Source organism: Corynebacterium maris DSM 45190, from assembly GCF_000442645.1.
In the GTDB taxonomy this organism is placed as follows: domain Bacteria; phylum Actinomycetota; class Actinomycetes; order Mycobacteriales; family Mycobacteriaceae; genus Corynebacterium; species Corynebacterium maris.
The window spans coordinates 2,017,614-2,040,950 of the sequence record NC_021915.1 but is presented as its reverse complement, the minus strand read 5'-3'; the positions used below and the strand labels follow the sequence as shown (position 1 = coordinate 2,040,950).

Annotated in this window: 19 protein-coding genes, 1 tRNA gene and 3 pseudogenes; 17 read left to right on the top strand and 6 right to left on the bottom strand. The window is 62.8% G+C overall.

Annotated elements, in window-relative coordinates; all coding sequences use genetic code 11:
- The first annotated feature begins 13 nt into the window (after positions 1-13).
- From B841_RS09575 to B841_RS09550, 6 genes are read left to right on the top strand one after another with little or no spacing between them, the layout of a single operon-like run.
- Positions 14-1,462, top strand: coding sequence for an aldehyde dehydrogenase family protein (locus tag B841_RS09575; protein WP_020935298.1), 1,449 nt, complete (start codon positions 14-16; stop codon positions 1,460-1,462).
- Positions 1,459-2,841: an MmgE/PrpD family protein gene (locus B841_RS13430; RefSeq protein ID WP_020935297.1), complete on the top strand. Its 1,383-nt coding sequence runs from the start codon at positions 1,459-1,461 to the stop codon at positions 2,839-2,841. The genes B841_RS09575 and B841_RS13430 overlap by 4 nt, the downstream gene beginning before the upstream one ends.
- A 6-nt stretch (positions 2,842-2,847) precedes the next feature.
- Positions 2,848-3,732 (top strand): amidohydrolase family protein, encoded by an 885-nt coding sequence (locus tag B841_RS09565; protein ID WP_020935296.1) that lies wholly within the window; start codon positions 2,848-2,850, stop codon positions 3,730-3,732.
- A 41-nt stretch (positions 3,733-3,773) separates the two neighbouring features.
- On the top strand, positions 3,774-4,097 hold the full coding sequence (locus B841_RS09560; RefSeq protein ID WP_020935295.1) for a 2Fe-2S iron-sulfur cluster-binding protein: 324 nt from the start codon (positions 3,774-3,776) through the stop codon (positions 4,095-4,097).
- Between the two features lie 23 nt (positions 4,098-4,120).
- Positions 4,121-4,963 carry an SDR family NAD(P)-dependent oxidoreductase gene (locus B841_RS09555; RefSeq protein WP_020935294.1) on the top strand — a complete coding sequence of 281 codons (843 nt, stop codon included), beginning with the start codon at positions 4,121-4,123 and terminating at the stop codon, positions 4,961-4,963.
- Positions 4,964-4,993: 30 nt separating this feature from the next.
- A complete protein-coding gene (locus tag B841_RS09550; protein ID WP_020935293.1) occupies positions 4,994-6,199 on the top strand; it encodes a cytochrome P450 in 1,206 nt (401 codons plus the stop codon).
- Between the two features lie 143 nt (positions 6,200-6,342).
- Here B841_RS09550 and B841_RS09545 read toward each other — a convergent pair whose 3' ends face one another.
- The 4 genes from B841_RS09545 to B841_RS09530 form a co-directional block, all read right to left on the bottom strand.
- On the bottom strand, positions 6,343-7,194 hold the full coding sequence (locus B841_RS09545) for an SDR family NAD(P)-dependent oxidoreductase (RefSeq protein WP_020935292.1): 852 nt from the start codon (positions 7,192-7,194) through the stop codon (positions 6,343-6,345).
- A gap of 99 nt (positions 7,195-7,293) precedes the next feature.
- The gene (locus B841_RS09540; protein ID WP_020935291.1) at positions 7,294-8,112 is read right to left on the bottom strand and encodes an N-acyl homoserine lactonase family protein; all 819 of its coding nucleotides are present in this window, start codon (positions 8,110-8,112) and stop codon (positions 7,294-7,296) included.
- A gap of 35 nt (positions 8,113-8,147) precedes the next feature.
- The gene (locus B841_RS09535) at positions 8,148-9,383 is read right to left on the bottom strand and encodes an NAD(P)/FAD-dependent oxidoreductase (protein ID WP_020935290.1); all 1,236 of its coding nucleotides are present in this window, start codon (positions 9,381-9,383) and stop codon (positions 8,148-8,150) included.
- A 463-nt stretch (positions 9,384-9,846) separates the two neighbouring features.
- A complete protein-coding gene (locus B841_RS09530) occupies positions 9,847-10,914 on the bottom strand; it encodes an AbrB family transcriptional regulator (RefSeq protein WP_020935289.1) in 1,068 nt (355 codons plus the stop codon).
- A gap of 471 nt (positions 10,915-11,385) precedes the next feature.
- Here B841_RS09530 and B841_RS09525 point away from each other — a divergent pair, with 471 nt between their 5' ends.
- The 4 genes and pseudogenes from B841_RS09525 (at position 11,386) to B841_RS09515 (ending at position 14,646) form a co-directional block, all read left to right on the top strand.
- On the top strand, positions 11,386-12,528 hold the full coding sequence (locus B841_RS09525) for a type 2 periplasmic-binding domain-containing protein (protein WP_245561040.1): 1,143 nt from the start codon (positions 11,386-11,388) through the stop codon (positions 12,526-12,528).
- Between the two features lie 25 nt (positions 12,529-12,553).
- Positions 12,554-13,147: a TRAP transporter small permease gene (locus tag B841_RS09520; RefSeq protein ID WP_020935287.1), complete on the top strand. Its 594-nt coding sequence runs from the start codon at positions 12,554-12,556 to the stop codon at positions 13,145-13,147.
- Between the two features lies 1 nt (position 13,148).
- A pseudogene (locus B841_RS14230) lies at positions 13,149-13,223 on the top strand (hypothetical protein); the annotation flags it as partial.
- Between the two features lie 118 nt (positions 13,224-13,341).
- Positions 13,342-14,646, top strand: coding sequence for a TRAP transporter large permease (locus B841_RS09515; protein ID WP_404825478.1), 1,305 nt, complete (start codon positions 13,342-13,344; stop codon positions 14,644-14,646).
- A gap of 305 nt (positions 14,647-14,951) precedes the next feature.
- On the opposite strand, the gene B841_RS09510 is transcribed toward B841_RS09515, so the two are convergent.
- Positions 14,952-15,872: a VOC family protein gene (locus B841_RS09510; RefSeq protein ID WP_020935285.1), complete on the bottom strand. Its 921-nt coding sequence runs from the start codon at positions 15,870-15,872 to the stop codon at positions 14,952-14,954.
- Between the two features lie 164 nt (positions 15,873-16,036).
- Positions 16,037-17,788: an alkaline phosphatase D family protein gene (locus B841_RS09505; RefSeq protein WP_020935284.1), complete on the bottom strand. Its 1,752-nt coding sequence runs from the start codon at positions 17,786-17,788 to the stop codon at positions 16,037-16,039.
- A 120-nt stretch (positions 17,789-17,908) separates the two neighbouring features.
- On the opposite strand from B841_RS09505, the gene B841_RS09500 reads away from it, so the two are divergent.
- The 7 genes and pseudogenes from B841_RS09500 (at position 17,909) to B841_RS09475 (ending at position 22,932) form a co-directional block, all read left to right on the top strand.
- Positions 17,909-17,985, top strand: a tRNA-Ile gene (locus B841_RS09500).
- A 572-nt stretch (positions 17,986-18,557) separates the two neighbouring features.
- Positions 18,558-19,007, top strand: a pseudogene (locus B841_RS09495) (extracellular solute-binding protein); the annotation flags it as partial.
- Between the two features lie 163 nt (positions 19,008-19,170).
- Positions 19,171-19,455 (top strand): annotated as a pseudogene (locus B841_RS14225) (DUF6308 family protein); the annotation flags it as partial.
- A complete protein-coding gene (locus tag B841_RS14190; RefSeq protein WP_084482023.1) occupies positions 19,410-19,679 on the top strand; it encodes a DUF6308 family protein in 270 nt (89 codons plus the stop codon). The pseudogene B841_RS14225 and the gene B841_RS14190, both read left to right, overlap by 46 nt.
- 352 nt (positions 19,680-20,031) lie before the next feature.
- The gene (locus tag B841_RS09485) at positions 20,032-20,328 is read left to right on the top strand and encodes a cupin domain-containing protein (protein ID WP_020935281.1); all 297 of its coding nucleotides are present in this window, start codon (positions 20,032-20,034) and stop codon (positions 20,326-20,328) included.
- Between the two features lie 268 nt (positions 20,329-20,596).
- Positions 20,597-21,622, top strand: a complete 1,026-nt coding sequence (locus tag B841_RS09480; RefSeq protein WP_052337751.1) for a UTP--glucose-1-phosphate uridylyltransferase — start codon at positions 20,597-20,599, stop codon at positions 21,620-21,622.
- 119 nt (positions 21,623-21,741) lie between these two features.
- The gene (locus B841_RS09475) at positions 21,742-22,932 is read left to right on the top strand and encodes a nucleotide sugar dehydrogenase (protein ID WP_020935279.1); all 1,191 of its coding nucleotides are present in this window, start codon (positions 21,742-21,744) and stop codon (positions 22,930-22,932) included.
- Positions 22,933-23,337 lie beyond the last annotated feature (405 nt).

The window sequence follows — 23,337 nt, the reverse complement described above, 5'->3', positions numbered from 1 at the left end:
TAAGGAAAAGACATTGTCCCAGATTGACGAATTCTACGGTTCCTTCATCGATGGCCGGATGGCTTCGGCCACTGGCGCCGACATCTTCGAGTCCTACAACCCCGCGAACGGGGAAGTGCTCACCACCATTCAGGCCGGCGGCGCAGCCGAGGTCGACGAGGCCGTGGCCTCCGCCAAGGCGGCTTTCCCCGCGTGGCGCGACATGCCGGGTGTGGAAAAGGGCCGCATTCTGCTCGCGATCAGCGAAAAAATCAAAGAGAATACCGACCGCTTGGTTGCGCTGGAATCTCTCGACAACGGCAAATCCCGCATGGACGCCCAGTTCGACGTCATGACCTCCGCCCGCTACTTCGAGTACTACGCCGGCGTCGCAGACAAACTCGCGGGTGAAACCATCCCGCTGGGGGAAACACACATCTCCTACACCCGCTCCGAGCCCTTCGGCGTCACCGCCCACATCGTTCCCTGGAACGCCGCGTTTCAGCAGGCTGCCCGCGGTGTGGCTCCGGCCCTGGTCGCCGGCAACACCGCCGTGGTCAAGCCGGCGGAGGATACCTCGGTGACCACCGTCGAACTGGCCAAGATCGCCCTGGAAGCCGGACTGCCGCCGGGCGTGCTCAACGTGGTCACCGGCCTGGGCAAGGACGCGGGTGCGTCCTTGGTCAGCCATCCGGGCGTCGGCCGCGTCACCTTCACCGGTTCGGTGCCCACTGGACAGGAGATCATGCGTGCCTCGGCCGAGCACCTCAACCCGCTCACTCTGGAGCTGGGCGGCAAGGCCCCCAACATCATCTTCGAGGACGCCCCGATCGAGGCCGCGATCCGCGGCTCTCTGATGGCCATCAACATCAACGCTGGCCAGGTGTGTGCCGCGGGCAGTCGACTGCTCGTCCATCGCTCGCTGCATGATGAGGTCGTCGATGGGCTCGTGGAGCTCAACCGCAAGGTCGTCCTCGGTCCCGGCACCTCGGACGCCACCATGGGCCCGATCACCACTGCCGCCCAGTACCAAAAGGTGCAGGAATACTTGCAGATCGGCAAGGACGAAGGCGCCCAGGTGGCCATCGGCGGCAACGTCGCCACCGGTGAGGGGCTGGAGGGCGGCCAGTTCATCGAGCCGACCATCTTCACCGGCGTCGACAACTCCATGCGCATCGCGCAGGAGGAGATCTTCGGCCCGGTTCTCTCAGTCATTCCCTTCGAGACTGAGGAAGAGGCCGTGGCCATCGCCAACGACACCAAGTATGGCCTGACCGCCGGGTTGTGGACGCAGAACCTCGGCCGGGCGCACCGCGTCGCCGCACAGATCGAGGCGGGGCAGGTCTCCGTCAACGACTTCTTCGCCGGCGGCATCCAGGCCCCCTTCGGCGGTTACAAGCAGAGTGGCTTCGGACGCGAGAAGGGCATGCACGCCGTTTCTGAATACCTCCAGACCAAGACTGTGAGCATGAAACTGTCATGACCATCACCGCTGAGCAGCAGAGTCTGCAGACCTCCCTGTCCGTTGTCATCGAACGATGCCGGTCCCTCGACCACCGTTCCTTGAGCCGCCGTGCGGAAACCACTGCCCGGCACAGCGTTCTGGACTGGTTCGGCTGCGCCGTCTCCGGCGCCAGCCAGCTCGAAGCTCAGCGGTTCCTGGGGGCACTCGCCCCGGCCGAGGGCCAGACCGGGATCGTCGGCACGCACCGACGGTTGCACTGGCGCGACGCGGTGGTGGTCAACGGAGTCAACGGCCACGTCCTCGACTTCGATGACATGCTGCCGGCGTTTTCTGGCCACCCCAGCGCCGCCATCCTGCCGGCGGTGCTCGCGGTGGCGGAGCACCACGACCTGGGCGTCAATGACCTTGTCACCGCCTTAATCGCCGGCACCGAACTAGGTGTCTGGGTGGCCCTTCAAGTACTGCCCGGCCACTACGACGCTGGTTGGCACGCCACCGGCACCATCGGCGCCTTCGCCGCCGCGGCGGCGACGGCCCATCTGCTGGATTACAGCCACGAGCAGTGGGTCACCGCCCTCGACGTCGCCGCCACCCAGTCGGCGGGTCTTAAGGCGATGTTTGGCACCCCTGCCAAGCCCATGCACGCCGGCAACGCCGCCCAGTCGGGCGTCATGGCGGCGCGTCTGGCCACGACGATGACCTCGAGCGGCAAAGCCCTGGCCGGCCCGTCCGGATTCATCGCCAACTACAGCGGCGCGGGGAGCCGATCCGCCGCCCAAGTAGAAGACACCTGGGCGATCGAGGGCATGCTCTACAAAACCTACGCCTCCTGCTTCATGACGCAGGCGTCCGTCGACGCTGGCCGTCAGTTCGCCGCCGAAACAGGAGAGCTAGGCGTCGAGACTGCGCCCCGAATCACCATTACGGCCAGCCCCAAGCTCGCCGACGTCTGCGCCATCGCCGACCCGCAGACTCCCACTGACACGAAGTTCAGCCTGCAGGCCACCTTCGCCCTGGCGGCGTCGGGTCACGACATGAGCCGGGAGGAATCCTTTTCCACGGGCAACCTTCACTCCGAGGCGTACCGTGACCTGCTCAGCCGCACCCGCCTTATTTTCGACCCAGACCTCTCGGGTTCCGAGACCTGCGTGGTGGTTCACGCCGAACTGCCCGCAGGCGGCACGTGGGCGACCCGGATCGACCGGGGAACGCCCGCCGCCGACCTCTCAGAACGCGAGGAACAACTCCATAGCAAATTCACCCAGCTGACGGCCCCGCACCTCGGTGCACCCGCCACCCGCGCCCTGGCAGAGACCATTCTGCGCGGAGACGGATCCGTCCCAGAACTCATCGTCGCCGCGAGCACACTCGCTCGGCGCGCCCCCGAAAGGACTTAAGAGAATATGGCTACAGAAAGACTCAGTCTCGAGGACGTGGTCGCCATCGATGTGCACGCCCACGCCCTTAACAGCGCCCACGACTGCACTGGCGATGAAGTCGGCCAGGCCATCAGAGAGGACCAGGCCAAGCGGTGGAACTCCGACCTTGTCAACATCGACGTCGACGGCACCGCTGAGTACTACCGCGAGCGCAAGATGATGGCCGTGATCTTCGCAGTCGACTCCGAACGTCACCGCGGTGACGTCCGGGTTCCGAACTACGAGGTCGCCGACGCCGCCGCCCGCCACAGCGACGTGCTCATCCCCTTCGCCTGCATCGACCCCTACCGCGGCAAACCGGGTCTGGAAGAAGCACGTGACCTCATCGAAAACCACGGCATCCGCGGCTTCAAATTCCATCCCAGCGTCCAGGGCTTCGCCCCTGACGATCCGCTGGCCTACGAGATGTACGAGCTGATCGCCGAGCACAAGCTCATCGCCCTCTTCCACTCCGGACAGACCGGCATCGGACGCAACGAGCCCGGCGGCGGGGGAGTGCGTCTGAAGTACTCCAATCCGATGTACTACGACGACATCGCCGTCGACTTCCCCGACATGAAGATCATCATCGCGCATCCCTCTTTCCCCTGGCAGGACGAAGCGCTGGCGGTGGCCCGCCACAAACAGAACGTCTACATCGACCTGTCCGGCTGGTCGCCGAAGTACTTCGACGACAAGCTCGTCCAGCACTCCAACTCCTTGATCAAGGACAAGGTTCTGTTCGGCAGCGACTTCCCGCTGCTGACCCCGGATCGCTGGCTCCAGGACTTCGCCAAGCGCGAATTCAAAGATGAAGTCCGCCCCATGATCCTCAAAGACAACGCCGTCCGACTCTTCGATCTCGCTTAACACCTCTGTCTTCACAGACACAGCAGGAAAGGAACGCAGCCATGACCACCAAAATCACCAACCAGAACCAGGACAACGCCATAACCGACGCCGACAACCAAGAGTTCACGGTCTACCTCGCCCTCTCTGAGGAGGAGTACACCGTCCCCGCCGACAAGTCGATCCTGCAGACCCTCGCCGACGCCGACGTCCCCGTCATCTCCTCGTGTCAGGAAGGCACCTGTGGCACGTGTGAGACCCCCGTCCTCGAGGGCGAGGTCGACCACCGCTGCCGCGTCCTCGACGAGGAAGAGCGGGAAGCCAACGAATCCATGATGATCTGCGTGTCCCGGGCGAAGTGCAGCCGCCTCGTCCTGGATATGTGACCCCACGAGCGAAGGCCACCGACATGAACTTCACCACCAAAACCGCTGTCGTCACCGGCGGCGCCAGCGGCATAGGCTTCGCGCTGGCCCAAGAACTCCTCCGCGAAGGAGCCAACGTCGTCATCGCCGACGTCGAACAGGCCGCCCTGGACCGCGCGATTGCTGAGCTAGATGACTACCGGGGCAAAGTCCTCGGCGTGCGCACCGACGTAAGCGACTTCGCAGACGTCCAGAACCTCGCCCACGAGACCGTCGCCCACTTCGGCGCGGTGCACATCCTGTGCAACAACGCTGGCGTAGAGACCGGCGGCAGCTTTAGCGCCATCGCTGACGAGGCGTGGCGCTGGGTGATGGACGTCAACTTCTTCGGCGTCCTCAACGGTTGCCGCGTCTTCCTCCCCCTACTGGAACAACACGAGCAGGCGCACATCGTCAACACCGCCTCCGTGGCCGCCTTCGCCTCCGGCACAGCGACCATGACCCCCTACTGCGCCTCCAAGATGGCCGTGCTGGGCCTGAGCGAATCCCTCGACATCGAGCTACGCGGCCGCAACAGCCCCGTCTCCGTCTCCGTCCTCGCGCCGGGCCCGGTGAAGACCCGCATGACCGAAGCCGAGCGCAACCGCCCGGTCGACGTTCCCGCCGCCGAGGAGGACGAACGCAAGGCGGCGATTGCCACATTGGCACGGATCACCGAGGAGAGAGGACTGGATCCCCGCGACGTCGGCCGCCAAGTCATTGAGGCGATCCAGGACCGGCGCTTCTTTATCCTCACCCATCCGGAGATCGCACTCACCGGCGTACGCACCCGCCTGAACTGGATGGAAACCGGCGTCGCGCCTGCCCCGCGCGTCGCCGGCACCTAAAGACCGCTTGTTTTCGAGAAAGGACACATTATGACCACCGCCACCCCCACCGCCATCGACGCCCCCGTCTACGAGGGTGACCCGTTCAGCATGGAAGCCCTGCGCGACCCCCACAAGTTCGACGGGGAAGTCCGAGAGCTGGGCCCTGTCGTCTACATCAAGAAGTACGATTACTACGCGATCACCCAGTTCACCGAGCTGCAGAAGGCGCTGCGCGATTGGCGTCGCCTTTCTTCGGCTGACCGCCCCTTCTACGAGGACAACCCCTACCGTCCGAAGGTGCTCGTCCTCGAAGATCCGCCGACCCACACCATCTCTAAGAACGCCGTCATGTCTGTGCTCGCGGGCGACAACCTGGTCAAATTCGAGGAATACTTCACAGCAGAGGCTGAAAAACTCGTCGACGAGTTGCTCGCCGACGGCCCCATTGAGATCGACGCCTTCAATGACCTCGCCGTGCGTTACGTCCTCAAAGTCTTTCCGGACATGCTCGGGTTGCCCGAGGAAGGCCGCGAGCTGCTGCTGAAGTTCGGCGACGGCGTGTTCAACGTCTTCGGTCCGGAGTCCGAATTCCAGGATCAGAAGCTCGCCCGGGCCGCTGAGGCACAGCAGTGGGTCGAGGACAACACCTGGCGCACTCAGCAGAAGGAAGGCAGTGTCGGTGCCCAGCTCTACGCCATGGTCGACGAGGGCAAGCTGGAGGAGGAACACGCCCGCCAGCTGCTCAAGTCCATCTTCGCGGCCGGCTTCGACACCACCACCGCCTCCATCGCCTCCATGTTCCGCGCCTTCGCCGACAACCCGGACCAGTGGGAGCTGCTCAAGGAAAATCCTGACCTGCTGGAGAACGCCTGGGAGGAGGCCATCCGCTACTACCCGGCCTCCCGCTACGGCGGTCGGGTTGCCAAGAAGGAAGCCGTCCTCGGCGGCGTCCGCATTCCGGAGGGCAGCGAGATCTTGACGATGTGGCTGGGCGCCGGCCGCGACCCGCGTCAGTTCGAAGACCCGGACTCCTTCCGAGTGGATCGCGACATGAGCAAGGGCCACCTCTCCTTTGGCTTTGGCATCCACACGTGCGCCGGCAACCTGGTCGCCCGCCTGGAGGCGCGGGTCCTGCTGCGTGCGGTGCTCGAGCGAGTCGAGCGCATCGAGCTCGCCGGCGAGCCTCGTCAGGCCGTCAACTACCAGGCCTTTGGCCATGAGTATGTCCCGGTCCGACTGATCCCGCGCGATTAGGGCACCCCTTTACACGCGCCGCGCTCGGCTCCCTTTAAAAGAGGGGGCCGAGCGTTTTTGCGTAGACCCCGAGCGTGCGCAGAACATCGAAGCAATGTCGGCCCCGTCCTTTTGGGACGGGGCCGACGGGGTAGGGATGAAGGTTAGTCCCCCAGTGCGATCGGACCGACGTGCTGGCCTCCGCCATCGATGTTGAGGACGGTGCCTGTCATGTAACTGGAGGACGGGGACGCAAGATAGACGGCGAGCCCCTCGAGTTCCTTAAGGTCGCCCGGTCGCCCGAGCGCCGACATCTTGGCAAAGGATGAGGTCAGAGCTTGCGCGGCGGGGTTGTTTTTGCGGATGTTGGTCTCAAACAGCCCCGGGGCGAACGCGTTGACAGTGATACCTTGTGGCGCCAACTCTAGGGCGGCGTTGCGCACCAACCCGATCACGGCCGTCTTGGAGGCCGCGTAGGCATATCCGACCAGAGGATCAGCGCGGACCCCGGCCAGCGAGGCCGTCACGATGATCCGGCCGCGACCTTCGGGAGTCATATACCTGGCTGCCACAGACATGGAGTTGACGGCGCCGGTGAGGTTGACGTCAATGACGTCCTGCCAGCGCTGCCGGTCAAAAGAGGTAATGGTGCCGGTGTCGTTCACGGGGCCGGGGCCCGCGGAGATGCCTGCGTTGGCGAAGATGACTTGAAAAGGGCGGGTGGCGGCAATCTCTGCCACGGCCGTATCGAAGGCGTCGTAGTCGGTGATGTCGACCTCTGCGGCGTAAGCGTCGATACGTGTCTCGGCAAGGGAACTGGCCGCCGACTGAAGCTGCTCTGCGTTGCGGTCCAGTAGCGTGACCTGGGCTCCGGCCTGGCCTAAGGTCTGAGCGATGTGAAAACCGATGCCGCTGGCACCGCCGGTGATCAGGGCGTGGGTGCCGCGGAGATCGAAGAGGTTGATCAGCTTCTCGCTGACCTGTTCCTCGGTGATTGCGGAGGGGGCGACAGTCATGTGGGGGAACTCCTTATGTGTTGGGTATGGGAAAGAAAAGGCGAGCACCGCACGCAAGAATCAGTTGCTGCGTGCGGTGGTGAGCGGGTGCCGTCGCGGTCAGCGCAGCGGAGTGAGCGGGTCGCCGAACTCCGCCCAGTCGCGGTAGTCGTGGGCGATCCACAGGTGAGCGTTCTCCTCGGCGACGATCTCCGCGAGACGGTCAATGCTGCGCACGGCGATCTCCTGGTCCCAGTCGGTCGGCGCGGCGACCCGGTTGGTCAGGGCTTCACGCAGGTGGACGACGTCCGCACTGAGGATCACGTTGCGGCTCGGCAGGCGAATGAGCATCGCCAACTGTCCGGGGGTGTGCCCAGGCAGGTGAAGAAGCTCGATCGCCCCGTCGCCGAACAGGTCATGACGCGGAGTATCCACCGTGGTCCAGTCGAAGCCTGCAACGTCCTCGGACAGGAAGTCCTCGTCCATGACCAGATGTTGGGACTCGGGGTTAGGGTTCTGCCCGTATTCGATCTCGCCGGGGCCAACGAAGAACTTGGCCTGCGGGAAGAGATAGAGGCCCCCGGCGTGGTCACAGTGGATGTGGGAGACGACCATGTGAGTGACGTCGCTCAGACTGTAACCGAGCTTGGCCAGCTGGTGCTCGAGCTTATGTTCGGGGCGGGATTCGATCATGTCGGTCTCAGGCCGGTCGCCGAAGAGGTTCGCCGGACCGTCGCAGACCTTCGGATGGAATCCAGTGTCGAAGAGAACCAATCCCTGCTCGTGCTCGATGAGGTAAGCAGGCAACGGGATCTTGACTTCGCCGGACATACCGTTGACCATGTGGGCGGAGTCGATGGTCATGGTCGGGGAATCGAGGCCGTAGAGGGTTTTGGCGGTGGTCTTGACGCTGGTGGGGGTGGGGGAAACAGTGGTCATGACGGGTCCTTTTCTAGATGAAGTGGTAGGAGGAATCAGGAGGTGGCGGGGGTGGCCTTGGCCACCAAAGTGCGCAGCTTGAAATCGACGCCGGCGGCCGTCTCCAGGGAGACGGTGGTATCGGCGCTGAAGAGTCGTCGGACCACGGTTTGATCGCCCGGCGAGTTCAAGGATTCTGCGGCCACGAGCACGTTGTCGCGGAAGGCGAGAACGGTGAACTTGCCCTTGTCGGGATCTCCCGTGACCCGGACTTCGTCGTCGGTGCGGACGATGCCGGTCATCTGCAACCGGTAGCGTCCCTGGGTGGACCAGAACCACGGGGTGGCGCGGTACGGGCTCGGGCCTTCCAGAATCACTTTTGCCACGTGCTTGGCTTGGTCGGTGGCGTTTTGGACAGATTCCAGCCGCAGGGGAGCGTCGTTGAAGGGTGTGGGGAAAACCGCGCCGTCTCCAATGGCGTAGACGTCCGGGGCTGAGGTGCGCAGACTTTCGTCGACGAGGATTCCCTGCTCGATGGCGAGACCGGAGTTTTCCGCGACCTGGGTGTTGGGGATGACGCCAATGCCGGCGACCACGAGGTCGGCGGGGTAGCGGTTTCCTGTCGTGGAATGCACGGCGACGGCGGCGCCGTCCTGGTCCATCTCGATGGATTCGACGCCTTCCTGTAAGTGCATGGCGATACCGTGCTCACGGTAGCGTTCTGTCAGCCACTGGCTCATGAAGGGGGTCAGGGCCCGGGCCATCGGCCGCTCGGCCATCTCCAACACAGTGACCGTGCAGCCGTGCTTGAGGGCGGCGACGGCGAACTCCATGCCGATGAAACCGGCGCCGATGACGACGATGTTATTGACTGCCTTGATTTGCCGCTTCAAGTGCTCCGCGTCCGCGGCCGTCTTGAGGCTGTGCACGCCGCGGGCGTCGGCGCCAGGGCAGGTGAGCTGCCGGGGAGAGGCCCCTGTCGCGAGGACGGCATTATCGTATTCCAACACCCCGTTAGTGGTGGTGATCATTTTGCGTTCCGGGTCGATCCAGTGCGCGGATTCTCCAGACAGCAAAGTGACGTTATGTTCCGTGAAAAAACTCGGGTCCACCAGTGGAAGGGGGACAGCGTCGAAGTCCTCCCGCATATAGTCTTTAGACAGAGGAGGGCGTTGGTAGGGGGTTTCGCGTTCTGGGGTGACAACGGTGATGGGGGCTGTGTAGCCGCCCTCCCGCAGGGAGACGGCTGTCTGGATGCCGCCGTGGCCGCTCCCGAGGATGACAGTGCTCATGGGGCGGGCTCCTCTCGAGAATGTTTCAGGGTTCGATGCCTGCGCTCATCGCGGTGGGCGCGGTATCGAAGCATGGCTGAAGATGTGGGTTCGGTGGGGAGAAGAGGGTGCTCTTCCCTGATCCGCCAAAGAGTCGACACTTTGACGTTGTTCTTATGATGTGTGATGGGACACATGAAGTCAAGGGGAGTGTGGTGTGACACCGGGTCCGGGGGTGGCGGGCAATGGTCCCGCTCCCCCTAGACGGGGAGGGGCAGTATTTATTGCTTAAGAAAACGCTGTTCAGGGCACTTTTTATTTGCAGGTCGCGGTTTTGCAAAAGGGCAGCCCCAAGAGGGTGGGGTGAAAAGTATTTTATATTTTGGGACAGGCGAGAAAGGGTGACCCCTAAAAGGGCCCGCTTCCGGGCAGTGATCCGAGAAAGAGTCGACACTAGGGGTTTGGCCCACGTCCCCGGTACGCCTTAGGGGCGGGAGAGTAGGGCGATGATGCGCGGCAGGGAGGCCGCCACGATAAGGATGAGGATGAGCCGCGTTACCTGGATGGCGACCACGGCTGGGTCGGTGCCACTCTCGCTGGAGATGGCCAGCACGACGTCGATGGCACCGGGACTGGTGGCCAGATACGCGTCGAAGTAGTTGATTTCGACCCATGCCGCGATGGGTACCGCCAGGAGCGCGCAGGCCGCGATCAGGGCCGCAATCAACAAGACCGTCAAGGGAAGCTGCCGGACAAAGTTTTTCAGCGCTGTCATGGATAAGGCGCCCCCGGCCAGCCACCCGATGGAGAGGAAGGCCAGCGCCCGCAGCACCTCTGGGGGCTGCAGGTTAAGCGTCTCGGGGAAGGCTATCGACAGCGTGACCGCCAGCAGCAGCGGGCCGAGCACACTGGGGGCAGGAAGCTTCACGAGCGAACCCAAAGGCCCGCCGACCAATGCGATCGCCACGACAATCACGATCATCCACCACGTCTGCCCCACCGCTCCGCCGGAAGCAGGCGTGCCGCCAGAGGGGGTGCCGATCAGCCCCGTGACTGCCGGCAAGGACAGCGCCACCGCCAATAGGCGAAGGTATTGCGTGAGGGCGACGTAGCGGATATCGGCGCCGATCTCTTTGGCTATCGCGGGCATAAAAGACGCCCCACCGGCCAGCATGGATAAAATTCCGGTCTTGCGGTCGATCGACGGTTGGGCCCAGGCCAGGACGAATCCCGCCATGCATCCCATGCCGATGGTAAAAGCGGCGACCACGAGCCCTGGCAGCACGAACCCGAGAAGCTGAGGCAGAGATTCCCCAGCCAGCGGCAGGCCTGCCAAGATCCCCACTATACCGGCGCCGAAGGTGTAAACCGTGCGGTTGACCGGCAGTTCCTCCCCGCTGGCCAGCGCGGAGGCACCCGCCGTCACAATGCCCGCCACAATCCATGCGGCCGGCACCTGCCAGCGGCTGAGTAGCCAGCCCAGGGCGAGGGACGCCAAGACTACGGCCACCCACCGGCGGGCTGTCTTGGGGTCGATGTCTATCCGCTTCATGGAGTGTCTGTCCCCTTCCTTCCGCTTCGGCTCAATGTCTCGGGTGCGGGCATGTCAACCCTTTGTGTCGACAGTACTCATGATTGGGGGAGTGGATTTGCCGAGCGACCCATTCCCCTCTCGCCCGGGGAGTGGGGCGGCTATATTCCCGCCACGGGAGGCCGCCCGAAAAGGCGCTGGTGTATAGCCTTTTGGGGGCAAGCACTTTTCTCCCTCGACAATTTTTCCCGACCCGAGACCTGGGCTGTGGATAACAATTAAGTCTAACAGTGTCTCAAATCACTTGCGTGACTGTCATCACAATCTTATACTGTCGACACTATCGCTCAGTGTGAAATATCAAGGGAGTTGCACATGCGTAAACGCAAAGTTTGGCCACCAGTGTGGGGCAGGGGGAAGGGTTGCAGACGGGTGACAGGGCTGGTGTTGGCCGCCGCTGTGCTCCCTGTGGCAGCTTGCGGGCAGGGCGGCATGCCTACGCAACTGGTGGCGGATGGGGGTGAAGTGCCCGTCACTGTCGTCAAGGCGAACCCGCCCTATGGTCCAGATCACATGATGAGTACCGCGATGACCCAGTTTGGGGACGTGGTCACGGAAACGGCTGAAGGGCAAGTGGCCTTCGAGCACTTTTTCGCCGACTCGCTAGTCCGTCAGCCTGAAGTGGCCACCAGCCTCGCCGGGGGCGTGATCGACTTGGGATACCTCGGGATGGCGTACACGCCAGCCTCGTTCCCCATCGACAGCTGGGCTTCACAACTCGGTTACGGCGGGGACGAGCGTCCCGTGGTGGGGTTGCTGGCCGGCGCGGCCGCCACGGTGGAGTGGGCGTACTCGATCCCCGAGTTGTCCACCGAGCTGGAGACGGCTGGCGTGTACCCGCTTATCCCGCGTCTGCAGAACCATGACAACTATCAAATGTTGTGCAATGAGCCCGTCACCAGCTTGGAGGACGCAGCTGGCAAACGGGTGCGCGTCGGCGGCGAACTCTACTCCAACGCCGTAGAGGCGCTCGGCATGACGCCGGTGACTCTGTCTGGATCCGAGATCTACGAAGCTTTCGAACGTGGTGTCGTCGACTGCTTCGTGGGGGCGGAACCGGATATGACCGGCTTGGGCCTGTGGGAAGTCGGCAAAAACTTCGTCCGGGTCGGATTCCCCGGCTGGAGCAGCATCTCGCTCGCCTCCAGCGAAGCCTTCATGGAGTCACTGACACCCGAACAAAAGGCCGCCTTCGACGACAACCGCGCCGAGTTCATGAAGATCTACTACGAAGGCTACTTCGACGAACAAAAGCTCTTCCATCAGAAGCAAGAAGAGATGGGGATCAGCACTCTGGCCCCTGAACAGGATTTGCGACAGGCCATCGATACACACTTTGCCACCCTGCGTGACGACATGGCCGACAATCCCCCCGGCAACGTGGAAAAACCCGATGAGGCGATCGTCCGCTACGAAGAATTGCGTCAAAAGTGGACCGACATCGTCGTCGACCTAGGTTACGACCAGGGGTACGCAGATCATCGCGAGTGGGCAGAAGCACTCGGCGACGGATCGGTCGACCTGCAGCCCTGGGCGGACAAGTTGGATGAAGAAATTTTCTCAGACCTGCCATGATCGGCCACTCAACTAAAGGATGACCATGAACAACACGACCCTCGACCCCACGGGCGCACTCCCCGTCCGAACCAGCCCGCTTGAGCGCGCTGCCAACATTGTCGTCCGCATCTCCGTCATCGTCGCCGGTGTCGCCTTGCTGGGTATGGTGGCCAACGTGTTTTTCGACGTGACGCTGCGCACGGGCATCAACACCCCGATCCAGGGAACCAACCAGTTCGTTTCCTACTGGTGGATGCTCCCCCTGACCTTCTTTGGGCTGGCCGCCGCCCAGAAATTTGGCGAGCACACCGACTTGCCGCTCGTCTACGATCGCCTCACCCCACGCGGCAAACCCGTCATGATGATCATCGCCCTAACCTGCATCAGCGTCTTCGTCGCCTTGATCGGCTGGTTCGGCCTAGAAAACGCTTTTGCCCAAGCCTCGATCGGCGAATACGACGCCTCCACCGGCGTCAGCACATGGCCACCTCGTTTCGCCGTTCCCCTCGCTTGTCTGTTTTTCCTGACCGTCTTGGTGGCTCAGATCATCCAGGAGGTTAAGGCGCTCCTGAACACCCCAGCAGAATTCACGGACGCGGACGCAGGTTCAGCCAGCACAGAAAGGGACACTTTCTAATGTCTATCACCACCATCGAAACCCCGAACCTCGAGACCGCCGCCACATCGCCGCCCGAGGCTCCACCCAAGCGTAAGTCCCGGAAATCGCGCCTTCTCTTGACTGGTCTCATTGCCCTGTTGGTCGGGGAAATTGTTCTCCTTCAAGCCGGGCTCCTCGACACCAAAACGCAGGTCGCCGCCGTCTGTCTGGTGATGTTGCTGACTCTGATGGGACTACGTGTGCCCATCGCGGTGGCCATGGGAGTTTCAGGGCTCTACGGCATTTGGCGCATCGGCGGCGTTTCCGTCATGGAACGCAGTCTGATTGACCTGCCGGCCTCCTCTGCGGCGAGCTGGTCGCTGAGCGTCATCCCCATGTTTATCTTCATGGGGCTGCTGCTCTGGCGCAGCGGCGCCACATCCCGTATCTTCGACGCCTCCCGGGCCTGGTTGAACTGGCTGCCCGGCGGCACCGCCGTCACCACCAATATGGCGGGCGCTGGCCTCGCCGCCGCCAGCGGATCGACCATCGGCATCACCTATGCCATCAGCCGCATTGGCATCCCGGAAATGCTCAAAGCCGGATACGACAAACGCTTGGCGTTAGGTTCCGTCATTATGGCCGGACTGCCCGGCCAATTGATTCCGCCCAGCTTGCTGCTCGTGGTCTACGCCGGCATCGCCAACCTTCCCGTGGGGCCGCAGTTACTGGCGGGTATCGTGCCGGGGCTGTTGCTGGTGCTGGTGGTCAACGCGACCATCGTCGTGCTGGCCTTGCTGTTTCCGAGTATTGCTGGTGAGAAGATCACAGGCGTGACCTGGTCGGACCGCTGGGTTTCGCTGGGCCGGGTGTGGCCGATGCCGTTGCTGATTACCGTGATACTGGGAGGGCTATACGGAGGAGTGTTCACCGCCACTGAGGCGGCCGCGGTTGGCAGCGTGGGAGCCCTGATCATCACCGCTGCTTACGTCCGTGGCAGGGAGTTTTGGTCGGCCCTCGGCAGTGCCGTCAGCGGGACTGTCATGGCGACCGGATCTGTGTTCTTCCTGCTCATCGGCGCCTCCTTTGTCACCCGCATGCTGGCGCTGAGTGAGGTTCCCTTCATGTTCACTGAATGGGTCCAGGGCATGGGGCTCACCGCTCTCCAGTTCGTGGTGGCCTCCATCGTCATCCTCATCGTCTTGGGGATGTTCATGGACCCAATTTCCCTGATGCTGTTGAGCTTGCCGGTCCTGTTGCCGACGTTGACTGCCCTAGGCGTCGACTTGCTGTGGTTTGGCGTGCTGGTTGTCATTTGCGCGGAGGTCGGAATGCTGACTCCGCCGGTGGGCGTCCTTGTTTTCTTGGTGCACAAAATTGCTCAGAGCAAGGAGGTTAACCTGGGGCAGAACGTTTCCCTGGGATCCGTGTTCAGCGCCGCGCTCTTGGGCGTGCCGCTCACGCTCCTGGTAATTTTCCTGCTCATCGTGTTCCCAGATCTAGTGACCTGGCTGCCCGCCAGCGGCTCTGCTTCTTGATGCGACATGTTCAGCCGCCCGTCATAGAAACGGACGAGGGAAGCACCGTCGCCCCGATCCCCACGCCGGTGTGTCCTGTGCTCTCATAAGACTGGCCTCTCTTATGGCAACGCGACCCCGCGACCTCATCGGTTGCGGGGTCGCTCCACTGCCTTGAGCGAGATGACGAGCCGTCCCCCAGTCGTTGATCTGCGTCGGTTTCTCGCCACGTGAAACCATTGCTGGACAATGAGGTCAACGACCTCGCCGACGGGAGGGGTGTATGGCGGGGAGTGGGGGCTGGCTGTGAAGAAAGTCGACCGCTGCTAGACGGTGAGCTTCTCAGCGGTGGCAGACTTCACGCGGATCAGCGAGTTCCAGGGATCGCGGAATTCCAGGGTGCGGCCGTCATCGGCGGCCTCGACCTGGTGCTCCTTCAGTCGGTCGGCGAGCGCTGCGCGGTCGGCCTCGGTGGGCACGTCGATGTCGACGCGGCCCAGACCGTAGGCGGCGGCGCGCGGGCCTGCCCCCTTGGAGCGGAACACGTTCAGTCCGATGTGGTGGTGGTAGCCGCCGGCGGCGACGAACACGACGGTGTCCAGCTCGCCGGTGACCTCGAAGCCGAGCACGCCGGCGTAGAAGTCGCGCGCCTTGCCGGTGTCGCCGACCTGCAGGTGCACGTGCCCCAGGGTGGAGTTGGCCGCGTTCAGCGCGTTCTGGTCGGCGTGGCTTTGGAGGTAGTCGTTGGGGTCCAGCGGGTTGGTGGCCTGGGCGTAGAGGCCGTTATCCTCGCGGATCCACTTGTCCTTCGGGCGGTCGTGGTAGAGCTCCACGCCGTTGCCTTCCGGGTCGTTGAAGTAAAACGCCTCGGAGTAGATGTGATCGCCGGTGCCGGTGAAGGAGTTGGGGTAGCGCTGGGCGACGTTGAGCACGGCGGCGGACAGCTCAGTCTCGGTGCCGTAGAGGATGGCGGTGTGGAACAGGCCGGCGCCGCGCGGATCAAACGGCGGCAGGTCAGTGACCTGGCGCAGGATGACGCTCGGCTCGGAGTTCTTGCCCAGCACGGCTGCCTCGCCTGTCTGCTGGAGGACGTCGAGAAGCATGCCCTCGTTGTAGAACGTGATCATGGCGTCGAGGTCGCGGACCAGCAGTTCGACGGCGCCCATCGTGGTGCCGGCGGCGAGCAGCTCCTCGGCGGGGCGTTCGATCAGGGAGCTGGGGTGCGGGTTTTGCTTGAAGATGGGCATGGGTGGTCCTTTCATGGCGCGTCACAGATATGTTGAAACTTAAAGTAATTTCATACTATGTAACCTACCACAGGTCATCTTTATTCCCGGGGCGGGGAAAGTCCGTAGCAGGGACGTGCAGTGAGTGGTTTCCCGGCTGGATGAGGTCAGGTTCGTGAGCCGCTCTACTCGAATCCCGCGTCCTGCCGCCACACCATCTCGTGGGCTACCGTCACCCCGGCGCCCTGTCTGGTCACGTCTGGCGTCCGCAGAAACTGCATGCGCACCTGATCGCGCCCCACCCGCGCGATCGCGTACCCGTGGGAATCCAGCTCCACGTGCCGCAGGTGCGGATTCGCCGCCGTCAGATACTTCTGCGCCACCTGCGACAACGCATTGCCTTTCGGGAGGCCCAGAATCTCATCCACATTCGGCGCCGACACCGAGGAGGTCACCAACTCGCACCCGAACTCCCGGCCCTCATGGGACAGCGCGTGCGCCCACTCCGTGTGGATGTCCCCGGTCAGCACCAACGTCGTCGAAGCGCTCGAGGCCAGCAACTCCACCAGGCGGCGCTGCTCTGCGACGTAGCCGTCCCACTGATCCGGATTCAGCGACACCCCGCCGCCACGCACCACATCAGCGGACGAACCTGTCGAGGACCCCGACGAGGCGCCCACCCGGTGCTCCGACAAAAACTCCGCCACCGGGACAGTGCGCTCATCCTCCCGCAACGTCACCAGATTCATCGGCGACAACATCACCGAACTACCCAGCACATTCCACACCGCCGAGGACGTGGAGATCTTGGCCCGCAGCCACTCGAACTGTTCCGACCCCGCCATCGTACGTGCCGGGTCCACCACGGCCGCGAAATCGAAAAGGTCGGCCGCCTGATCCCGGTAGGTGCGCAGATCCATCATCGTCAGCTCCACCAGATCCCCGTACTGGAACGATCGATATAGGTGCCCGCCCTCCGACGGGGAGATCGCCCGGATGGGCAACCACTCGAAATACGCTTGCATCGCCGCGTCGCGCCGGGTGGTCCACGCGCCTTCGGTTTCTGGCTGGTGATTGGCCGCGCCACCCCGCCAGTTGTTGTCGGCGATCTCGTGGTCGTCCCACACCGTCACCCACGGCAGCGCCCCGTGCGCGGCCTGCAGTTCCGGGTCGGTGCGGTACAGCCCGTAGCGCGTGCGGTAGTCGGCGAGCGTGACAATCTCATGCGCCGGCTCCAGCAGCCGGAACGGCCCGAAGCCGGCATACTCGCCCTGCCCGTATTCGTAGATGTAGTCGCCGAGGAACACCATCAGGTCCAGATCGCCGGCCCGAGCGCGCACGGCCACGTCCGAGTACGCGGAGAAGAACCCCGACTCCCAGTTCGCACACGAGGCGACCGCGATGTTCATCTCCTCGACGGAAGCACTCAATGCTGGGGCGGTGTGAGTGCGACCGATGGGGGAGACCGCGCCCGCATGCTGCCCGTCGGCGACGGTGAAGCGGAAGAAGTATTCCGTGTCCGGTTCCAGACCCCACGGGTCGACGTGCACGGTGTGGTCGTGCGCGGCGGAGGCGACGGCATGTCCTTGCTTGACGACGTCCATCAGCTCACCGTCCCGGGCCACCGTCCACGTAAGCGTCACGTCAGGTCCGAGACCCGAACCCGGCGCGGCGGCCGCGGACGGGGTCACGCGTGTCCACAGGATCACCGTGTTCGGCACCGGGTCGCCGGAGGCCACCCCATGCAGGAAGGGCAGGTCACCCTGCGGGTTGGGCGCCGGTTGGGCGGCGGTGGAGGACAGCTCCCCGGAGGAGGACTGCGCAGGAGTGGAACTTGCGCCCGCGGTGAAGCTCACGGCCATGGCGCCGGCAGCGGAGGAGGCCTGCAGGAAACGACGACGGGTGGTGGGGTCACGGTGCTGATCATGCGTAGTCATACGTGTCAGTATCCGGCACGAACAAAAGCTTTGTGCATTACGGCAGGCGACCCTCTCGTCGGAGGTCACCCGAAGTTCAGGCAGTCACAGGGATGCGGATATACTAGAGGAGTTTTATAAGGGGCTATAGCTCAGTCGGTTAGAGCCGCGGACTCATAATTCGTAGGTCGCGGGTTCAAGTCCCGCTAGCCCCACCAATGTCCTCGGTCGCGACATGATGGACACACCGGCAGACGGCGTTCTGAATGTGTCAGGACGCGGTCTGCCGATTTTTGTGTGTCGCGGCTTCCAGAGCTGTTGTTAATGATTGCGAGGAGTATCAGATGACGCCTCTGCTCTAACTACGCTCCGCTGTAGCTTTTATCAGCCGTGGGCACCTGCCTGGCAGACACGGTTCCCAACATAGAGAGCAACGTCTGGCGGTTCATCAGCTTGCTGCCCTGGTCAGGTCGTAACCGGCCGGTGGCTCTCCGTGCCCGTATGTTGCTGCCCTCCTCACCGCTGGTGGTGGCCTGCACGTGGCGGGGACCTATGTCCCGCCCACGCTGGTAGTAAAGGCCCCGTCTGTTGCTCCTCGTCACCCCTTAAGTTAAGCCGGAATGAAATCTGCACTAATTCAAATCCGGCAGAAACGCCGTAAGCTGTCCTGATGGAGCTATCGATTTTTGACTGCGGATCGGACGCGGCTTTTCGGCGATATGGTCTGGCCGTATGCTCGCGTCTCGTGGGCTCAAGCCGTGATCGTTTCGCCTATCCCTGGAGGCCTACTTTGTCTCGTTTCACCCACCGTTCCGTCTTCTCCATCGTTGCACTGGGTGTATCCGCGTCACTGCTGACCGCCTGCTCCGAGCCGGTGGAGGACACCGCGGCGACGAACGGCGCCGCCGACAGTGGCGAGACCACCACGCTGACCGTCTACACCTCCGAGCCGGAGAGCAAAGTCGACGAGATTAACCGAGCCTTCATGGACTCCAACCCAGACATTGAGGTCGAGGTCTACCGCGCCGGCACCGGTGACTTGAACGCGCGCATCGCCACGGAGAAGGAAACCGGGCAGATCGAGGCCGACGTCCTGTGGGCCGCTGACTCCCCGACCTTCGAGGGTTACGCCGCGGACGGTGATCTGGCAGAGCTGCAGAACGTCGACGCTGACGCCGTCATCGATGAGGCGGTCGATGAGGAGGGTCACTACGTGGGTACACGCATCATCCCGACCGTTCAAGACTGGTCTGACGGTGCCGTGGGGTTTTACTGACCCGGCCCAGGCCGTAGAGCTTTTACGGGCCTACTATTTGTCCCGCGCGCAGGACGATGACCTTGAAGGACCGTGGTACAAGGCGAGGGCAAGCCGCGGTTACGTCGGCGCGTAGTTCGACCGGTGGAAATATGGAGAGCCGGAAGGAATAGAGCATCCCGACGCTGATCGGTTCACTGCAGAAGACATTCTGGCGGTGCAGACGCTCAGCGTGCGCGTGCGAGGCTGGGGGTCTGTGGACCTGGTTGAACGGAGACAGGAATTCTTCGCCGACATGTTGGATCAGATCCCCACAGACGTTGACTTATGGGAAACGGATGAGCGCGCGGAGCACGCAGTCACGTCGGCTCTCGAGCTGGAAAAGAGCTGCGGTGTTATGACCAGGTGGGTGCGACCACCGCCGCGAAGTTGATCGCCCGGAAACGCCCCCGGTTGTATCCGATCTACGATTCTGTGGTCGTCGAAGAGCTGGGACTGAAACGAAGGCTATTTCACGAGCTGCGGAAAGAACTCACGGAGAATCCGGCCTTGCGTGCATTGTGCGCGCAGTTGCGGACGGCGGCAGAGCTACCGGCGTCGATAAGCATCCTGCGTGTCTTTGATGTGATGACCTGGATGAGCACAAGGACCTCGTGATCACTCTCCCCGCTGGCGTAGCTGCCGACAAAAGGTGAGGGTCATAGGCCCCGCCCTTATGCACCTGGCTTTAGCGCCAGTGACCGGTGGTCTCACCAGGGTGCTTCGTGCACGCCATCGTCATCCCAGTAGTCGTCTGTCTGGTTTGGCCGACCTCGATGTTCTTGCAGAAGTGGGTCAATGCCGCGGTACATTGCCCGTCCCTGGGGGCTGGGGCTTGTTTCGCTCCTGGCGGTGGCTGGCTCGGAGGTGAAGGCTTGAAAGATGAGGGCGCAGGGGTGGCGGAGGCGCAGCCGAGCACAGGATCCTGACTAGGCTGGCGGACAACGTCTAAAGGATAAGGAATCTCGTGATGGCCGCTGCCAATAAGCCGACGACGAAGTTGCTCGAAGAGGGCGAACTATTCGACACAAAACAGATGTCCGCGACCGGCGGCGCCACGATGCCGCGGCATAAAGCGTCCCGGGAGTCGGCGCTGATCGTGACCCACGGGCAGTGCGTGGTGAAGTTCGACGAGGAAAACCGCGTCCTGGAGCAGGGTGAATCGGTGATCCTGCCGGAGGATGCGTGGCACGCGGTGCAGGCGGACCCGGAGTTCACAGCCGTGCACATCATGCCTAAGGGCATTCGCTTCACCTTCTCCGGGTAGCTGTCCGCGTGCGTCCATCATGCGGGCGTCAACCTGTCCTACGTATGGCCTGCCCGAGGCCTCTCAGGATCGTGACACTTACGTGGCGCTATGGGTGGGGAAGGGGTGCAACGCTTGCGTAGTCGCACGGATTCAATGCTCGGGGTTAGAGGGGGGATCCCTGGGGTGGGGCGTGTTCTGCCAGCGCTGTGCGGGTTTCCTGACGTATTGATCACGCCTTTCTGCTGATGTTGCAAAAAATGTGTAGACAACCTGTAGGTTGTGCATTATGACTCAGACAAACCACAGTAACCATAATGGCGTCATGACGGTCGTCGTGCCGGCGGCTGGCATGGGCACTCGGTTTCTGCCGGCCACGAAGACGGTGCCGAAGGAACTGCTTCCGGTGGTGGACACCCCCGGCATCGAGTTGATCGCGGAGGAGGCCGCGGAGTTAGGGGCGTCGCGTTTGGCGGTGATCACCGCTCCGTCCAAGGATGGGGTGCTGGCGCACTTCGGTGATTTCTCGGGCTTGGTGGAGACGCTGGAGTCCCGGGACAAGGGCGAGCAGGTGGCCAAGGTCAAGCGTGCCGGTGAGTTGATTCAGCCGGTGGCCGTGGAGCAGGAGCAGCCGCTGGGATTAGGACATGCGGTCGGGCTGGCGGAGAGCGCGCTCGATGAGGATGAAGATGCGTTCGCGGTCATGCTGCCGGATGACCTGGTGTTGGCTGAGGCCGGTGGCGCGGGTGTGCTGGAGTTGATGTGCCGGGTGCGGCAGCAGTTCGGCGGCAGCGTGCTGTGCGCGTTCGAGGTCGAGCGCGATGAGGTGTTCAATTACGGTGTCTTCGAGGTCGAGGAGATCGACGGGGCGTCCGGGTTGCCGGGTGAGTTAGTGAAGTCGGTGGCCGGGATGGTGGAGAAGCCGGAGCCAGCGGCGGCCCCGTCGACGTTGGCGGCTGCGGGGCGGTACTTGCTGGACCGTTCCGTGTTCGATGCCTTGCGTCGCATCACCCCGGGCAAAGGCGGCGAGTTGCAGCTGACGGACGCGATTGAACTGATGATTCAGGAAGGGCACCCGGTACACGTGGTGGTGCACACGGGTAAACGGCATGATCTGGGTAATCCGGCCGGGTACATTCCGGCGAACGTGGACTTCGGTCTGCGTCACCCCAAGTATGGCCCGGCGTTGTATCGCTCCATCAAGCAGGTCATCGCTGACTTCGAGGCCGAGCAGGAGCGCCTGGCGACGACGGAGGCCGATGAGCTGGTGGAAAAAGCCGCAGAATCACCCCTGTCGGTGTCGCCGGGTCGATAATGGGCTCGTACCGCCTCACACCTTCTCCCCCGTCTTCATTTCCCTGCACTATTTCATCGACAGCCGGATGTTCAGGTAACGGGCCATCCCCACATATCTCTAACTTTTGAAGAGGAATTATGAGTGAAACGACCTCGGCGCGTCCCCGCGTCGCCGTGTACGGCCTGGGATACGTCGGTCTGGCGATGGCGGTCCTGCTGGCGCGTAAAGCGAATGTGACCGCGATTGACATCGACGAGAATAAGATCGACATGATCGCCCGGGGCGTCAGCCCGCTGATCGACGCGGACATCGTTGAGCAGCTGCCGCAGTACACAGACTCCATCACCGCCACCGCCACGGCTCCGACCGATCACAGTGAGTTCGACTTCGTGGTGATCGCGACACCGACGAACTACGATCCCGACCGCAACTACTTCGACACCTCGTCGGTGGAAGCGATCCTGACGTCGATCAACGACGAGGACACGTCGACGGCCGTGGTCATCAAATCCACCATCCCGATCGGCTACACCGCCCGGATGGCGGAGCGCTGCTCTAACGTCAAGCTCATCTTCAGCCCGGAGTTCTTGCGGGAGGGCAGGGCGCTCTACGACAACCTCCACCCTGACCGGATCGTCGTGTCGAACGAGCATCCGGAGGGCGCAGCCTTCGCCGAGCTGTTAGTTTCCTGCACCGACATGGAAAACCCGCCGACCCTGCAATGCGCCTCGACGGAGGCCGAGGCCATCAAGCTGTTCGCCAATACTTTCCTGGCCACGCGCGTGTCCTTTTTCAATGAGCTGGACACCTACGCGCTGCGGCACGGGTTGGATTCCTCGGCGATCATCAAGGGGGTGAGCTTAGATTCCCGGATCGGCGACTACTACAACAATCCCAGTTTCGGTTACGGCGGTTACTGCCTGCCGAAGGACAGCCGCCAGTTGCTGGCCAACTACGCTGGCGTTCCGCAGTCGCTGATCTCGGCGACGGTGGATTCCAACGCCGTGCGTAAAAAGTTCATCGTGGACGCCATCGCCTGCGACAACCCTGCTGTCGTCGGGGTCAACACCTTGGCGATGAAGGCCGGTTCCGATAACTTCCGTTCCTCGTCGGTCTTCGACATCATCAGCGGGCTGCAGGAGCGCGGTATTCGAGTGTTGGTTTTCGACGAGGCCATCGAGAACCCCGCCGAATTCGATTTCGACGTGGTCGACTCCCTGGAAGAGTTGAAGCGGGAGTCGGACGTCATCCTCGCCAATCGCGTCACCCCTGAGTTGGCGGATGTGATGGACAAGGTGTTCACCCGCGACATCTACCACCGCGACTAAAGTCCTGTCCCGACCCGTCGGGCATGCATTAGAGGATCTCCCACCTTTCTGCGGTGGGAGATCCTCTCCTTTCGCCCGGCTCAGGAGAGCCAGTTCCTTTCACCCAGACGGGATGTCTGGCGCGATTGCTTGCTGTTTTGATCAGCGGCGCCCGCGGGCCGGTCGAGCGAGTTCCGTGGGGCCGCAGAAACAAGGGGCACTCTTCGGGGGTGATCGGAGGGGGCGGTGCCGCGGCTAATTTACGCGCGGATCATTCATATATTTGATCTAAAAAGTATTCTCATTCACCTTTCTCCTGCCTGAAAGAAGTTTGAGGATAGAAAATGCGGTGGAGGGGGTGTCTCTCAGGATCGCTGTGTATACATAGTTTTGCCAGGTGGCCGTGAGGGCGGGTGCTCCTAGGCG

Bases quoted from the DNA above. Each gene is read 5' to 3' on its own strand.
- B841_RS09560 (WP_020935295.1), top strand. From the start codon at position 3,774: ATGACCACCAAAATCACCAACCAGAACCAGGACAACGCCATAACCGAC.
- B841_RS09525 (WP_245561040.1), top strand. From the start codon at position 11,386: ATGCCTACGCAACTGGTGGCGGATGGGGGTGAAGTGCCCGTCACTGTC.
- B841_RS09485 (WP_020935281.1), top strand. From the start codon at position 20,032: ATGGCCGCTGCCAATAAGCCGACGACGAAGTTGCTCGAAGAGGGCGAA.
- B841_RS09530 (WP_020935289.1), bottom strand. From the start codon at position 10,914: ATGAAGCGGATAGACATCGACCCCAAGACAGCCCGCCGGTGGGTGGCC.
- B841_RS09520 (WP_020935287.1), top strand. From the start codon at position 12,554: ATGAACAACACGACCCTCGACCCCACGGGCGCACTCCCCGTCCGAACC.
- B841_RS09540 (WP_020935291.1), bottom strand. From the start codon at position 8,112: ATGACCACTGTTTCCCCCACCCCCACCAGCGTCAAGACCACCGCCAAA.
- B841_RS09480 (WP_052337751.1), top strand. From the start codon at position 20,597: ATGACTCAGACAAACCACAGTAACCATAATGGCGTCATGACGGTCGTC.
- B841_RS09565 (WP_020935296.1), top strand. From the start codon at position 2,848: ATGGCTACAGAAAGACTCAGTCTCGAGGACGTGGTCGCCATCGATGTG.
- B841_RS09510 (WP_020935285.1), bottom strand. From the start codon at position 15,872: ATGCCCATCTTCAAGCAAAACCCGCACCCCAGCTCCCTGATCGAACGC.
- B841_RS09545 (WP_020935292.1), bottom strand. From the start codon at position 7,194: ATGACTGTCGCCCCCTCCGCAATCACCGAGGAACAGGTCAGCGAGAAG.
- B841_RS09475 (WP_020935279.1), top strand. From the start codon at position 21,742: ATGAGTGAAACGACCTCGGCGCGTCCCCGCGTCGCCGTGTACGGCCTG.
- B841_RS13430 (WP_020935297.1), top strand. From the start codon at position 1,459: ATGACCATCACCGCTGAGCAGCAGAGTCTGCAGACCTCCCTGTCCGTT.
- B841_RS09515 (WP_404825478.1), top strand. From the start codon at position 13,342: ATGTTGCTGACTCTGATGGGACTACGTGTGCCCATCGCGGTGGCCATG.
- B841_RS09505 (WP_020935284.1), bottom strand. From the start codon at position 17,788: ATGACTACGCATGATCAGCACCGTGACCCCACCACCCGTCGTCGTTTC.
- B841_RS09535 (WP_020935290.1), bottom strand. From the start codon at position 9,383: ATGAGCACTGTCATCCTCGGGAGCGGCCACGGCGGCATCCAGACAGCC.
- B841_RS09550 (WP_020935293.1), top strand. From the start codon at position 4,994: ATGACCACCGCCACCCCCACCGCCATCGACGCCCCCGTCTACGAGGGT.
- B841_RS09555 (WP_020935294.1), top strand. From the start codon at position 4,121: ATGAACTTCACCACCAAAACCGCTGTCGTCACCGGCGGCGCCAGCGGC.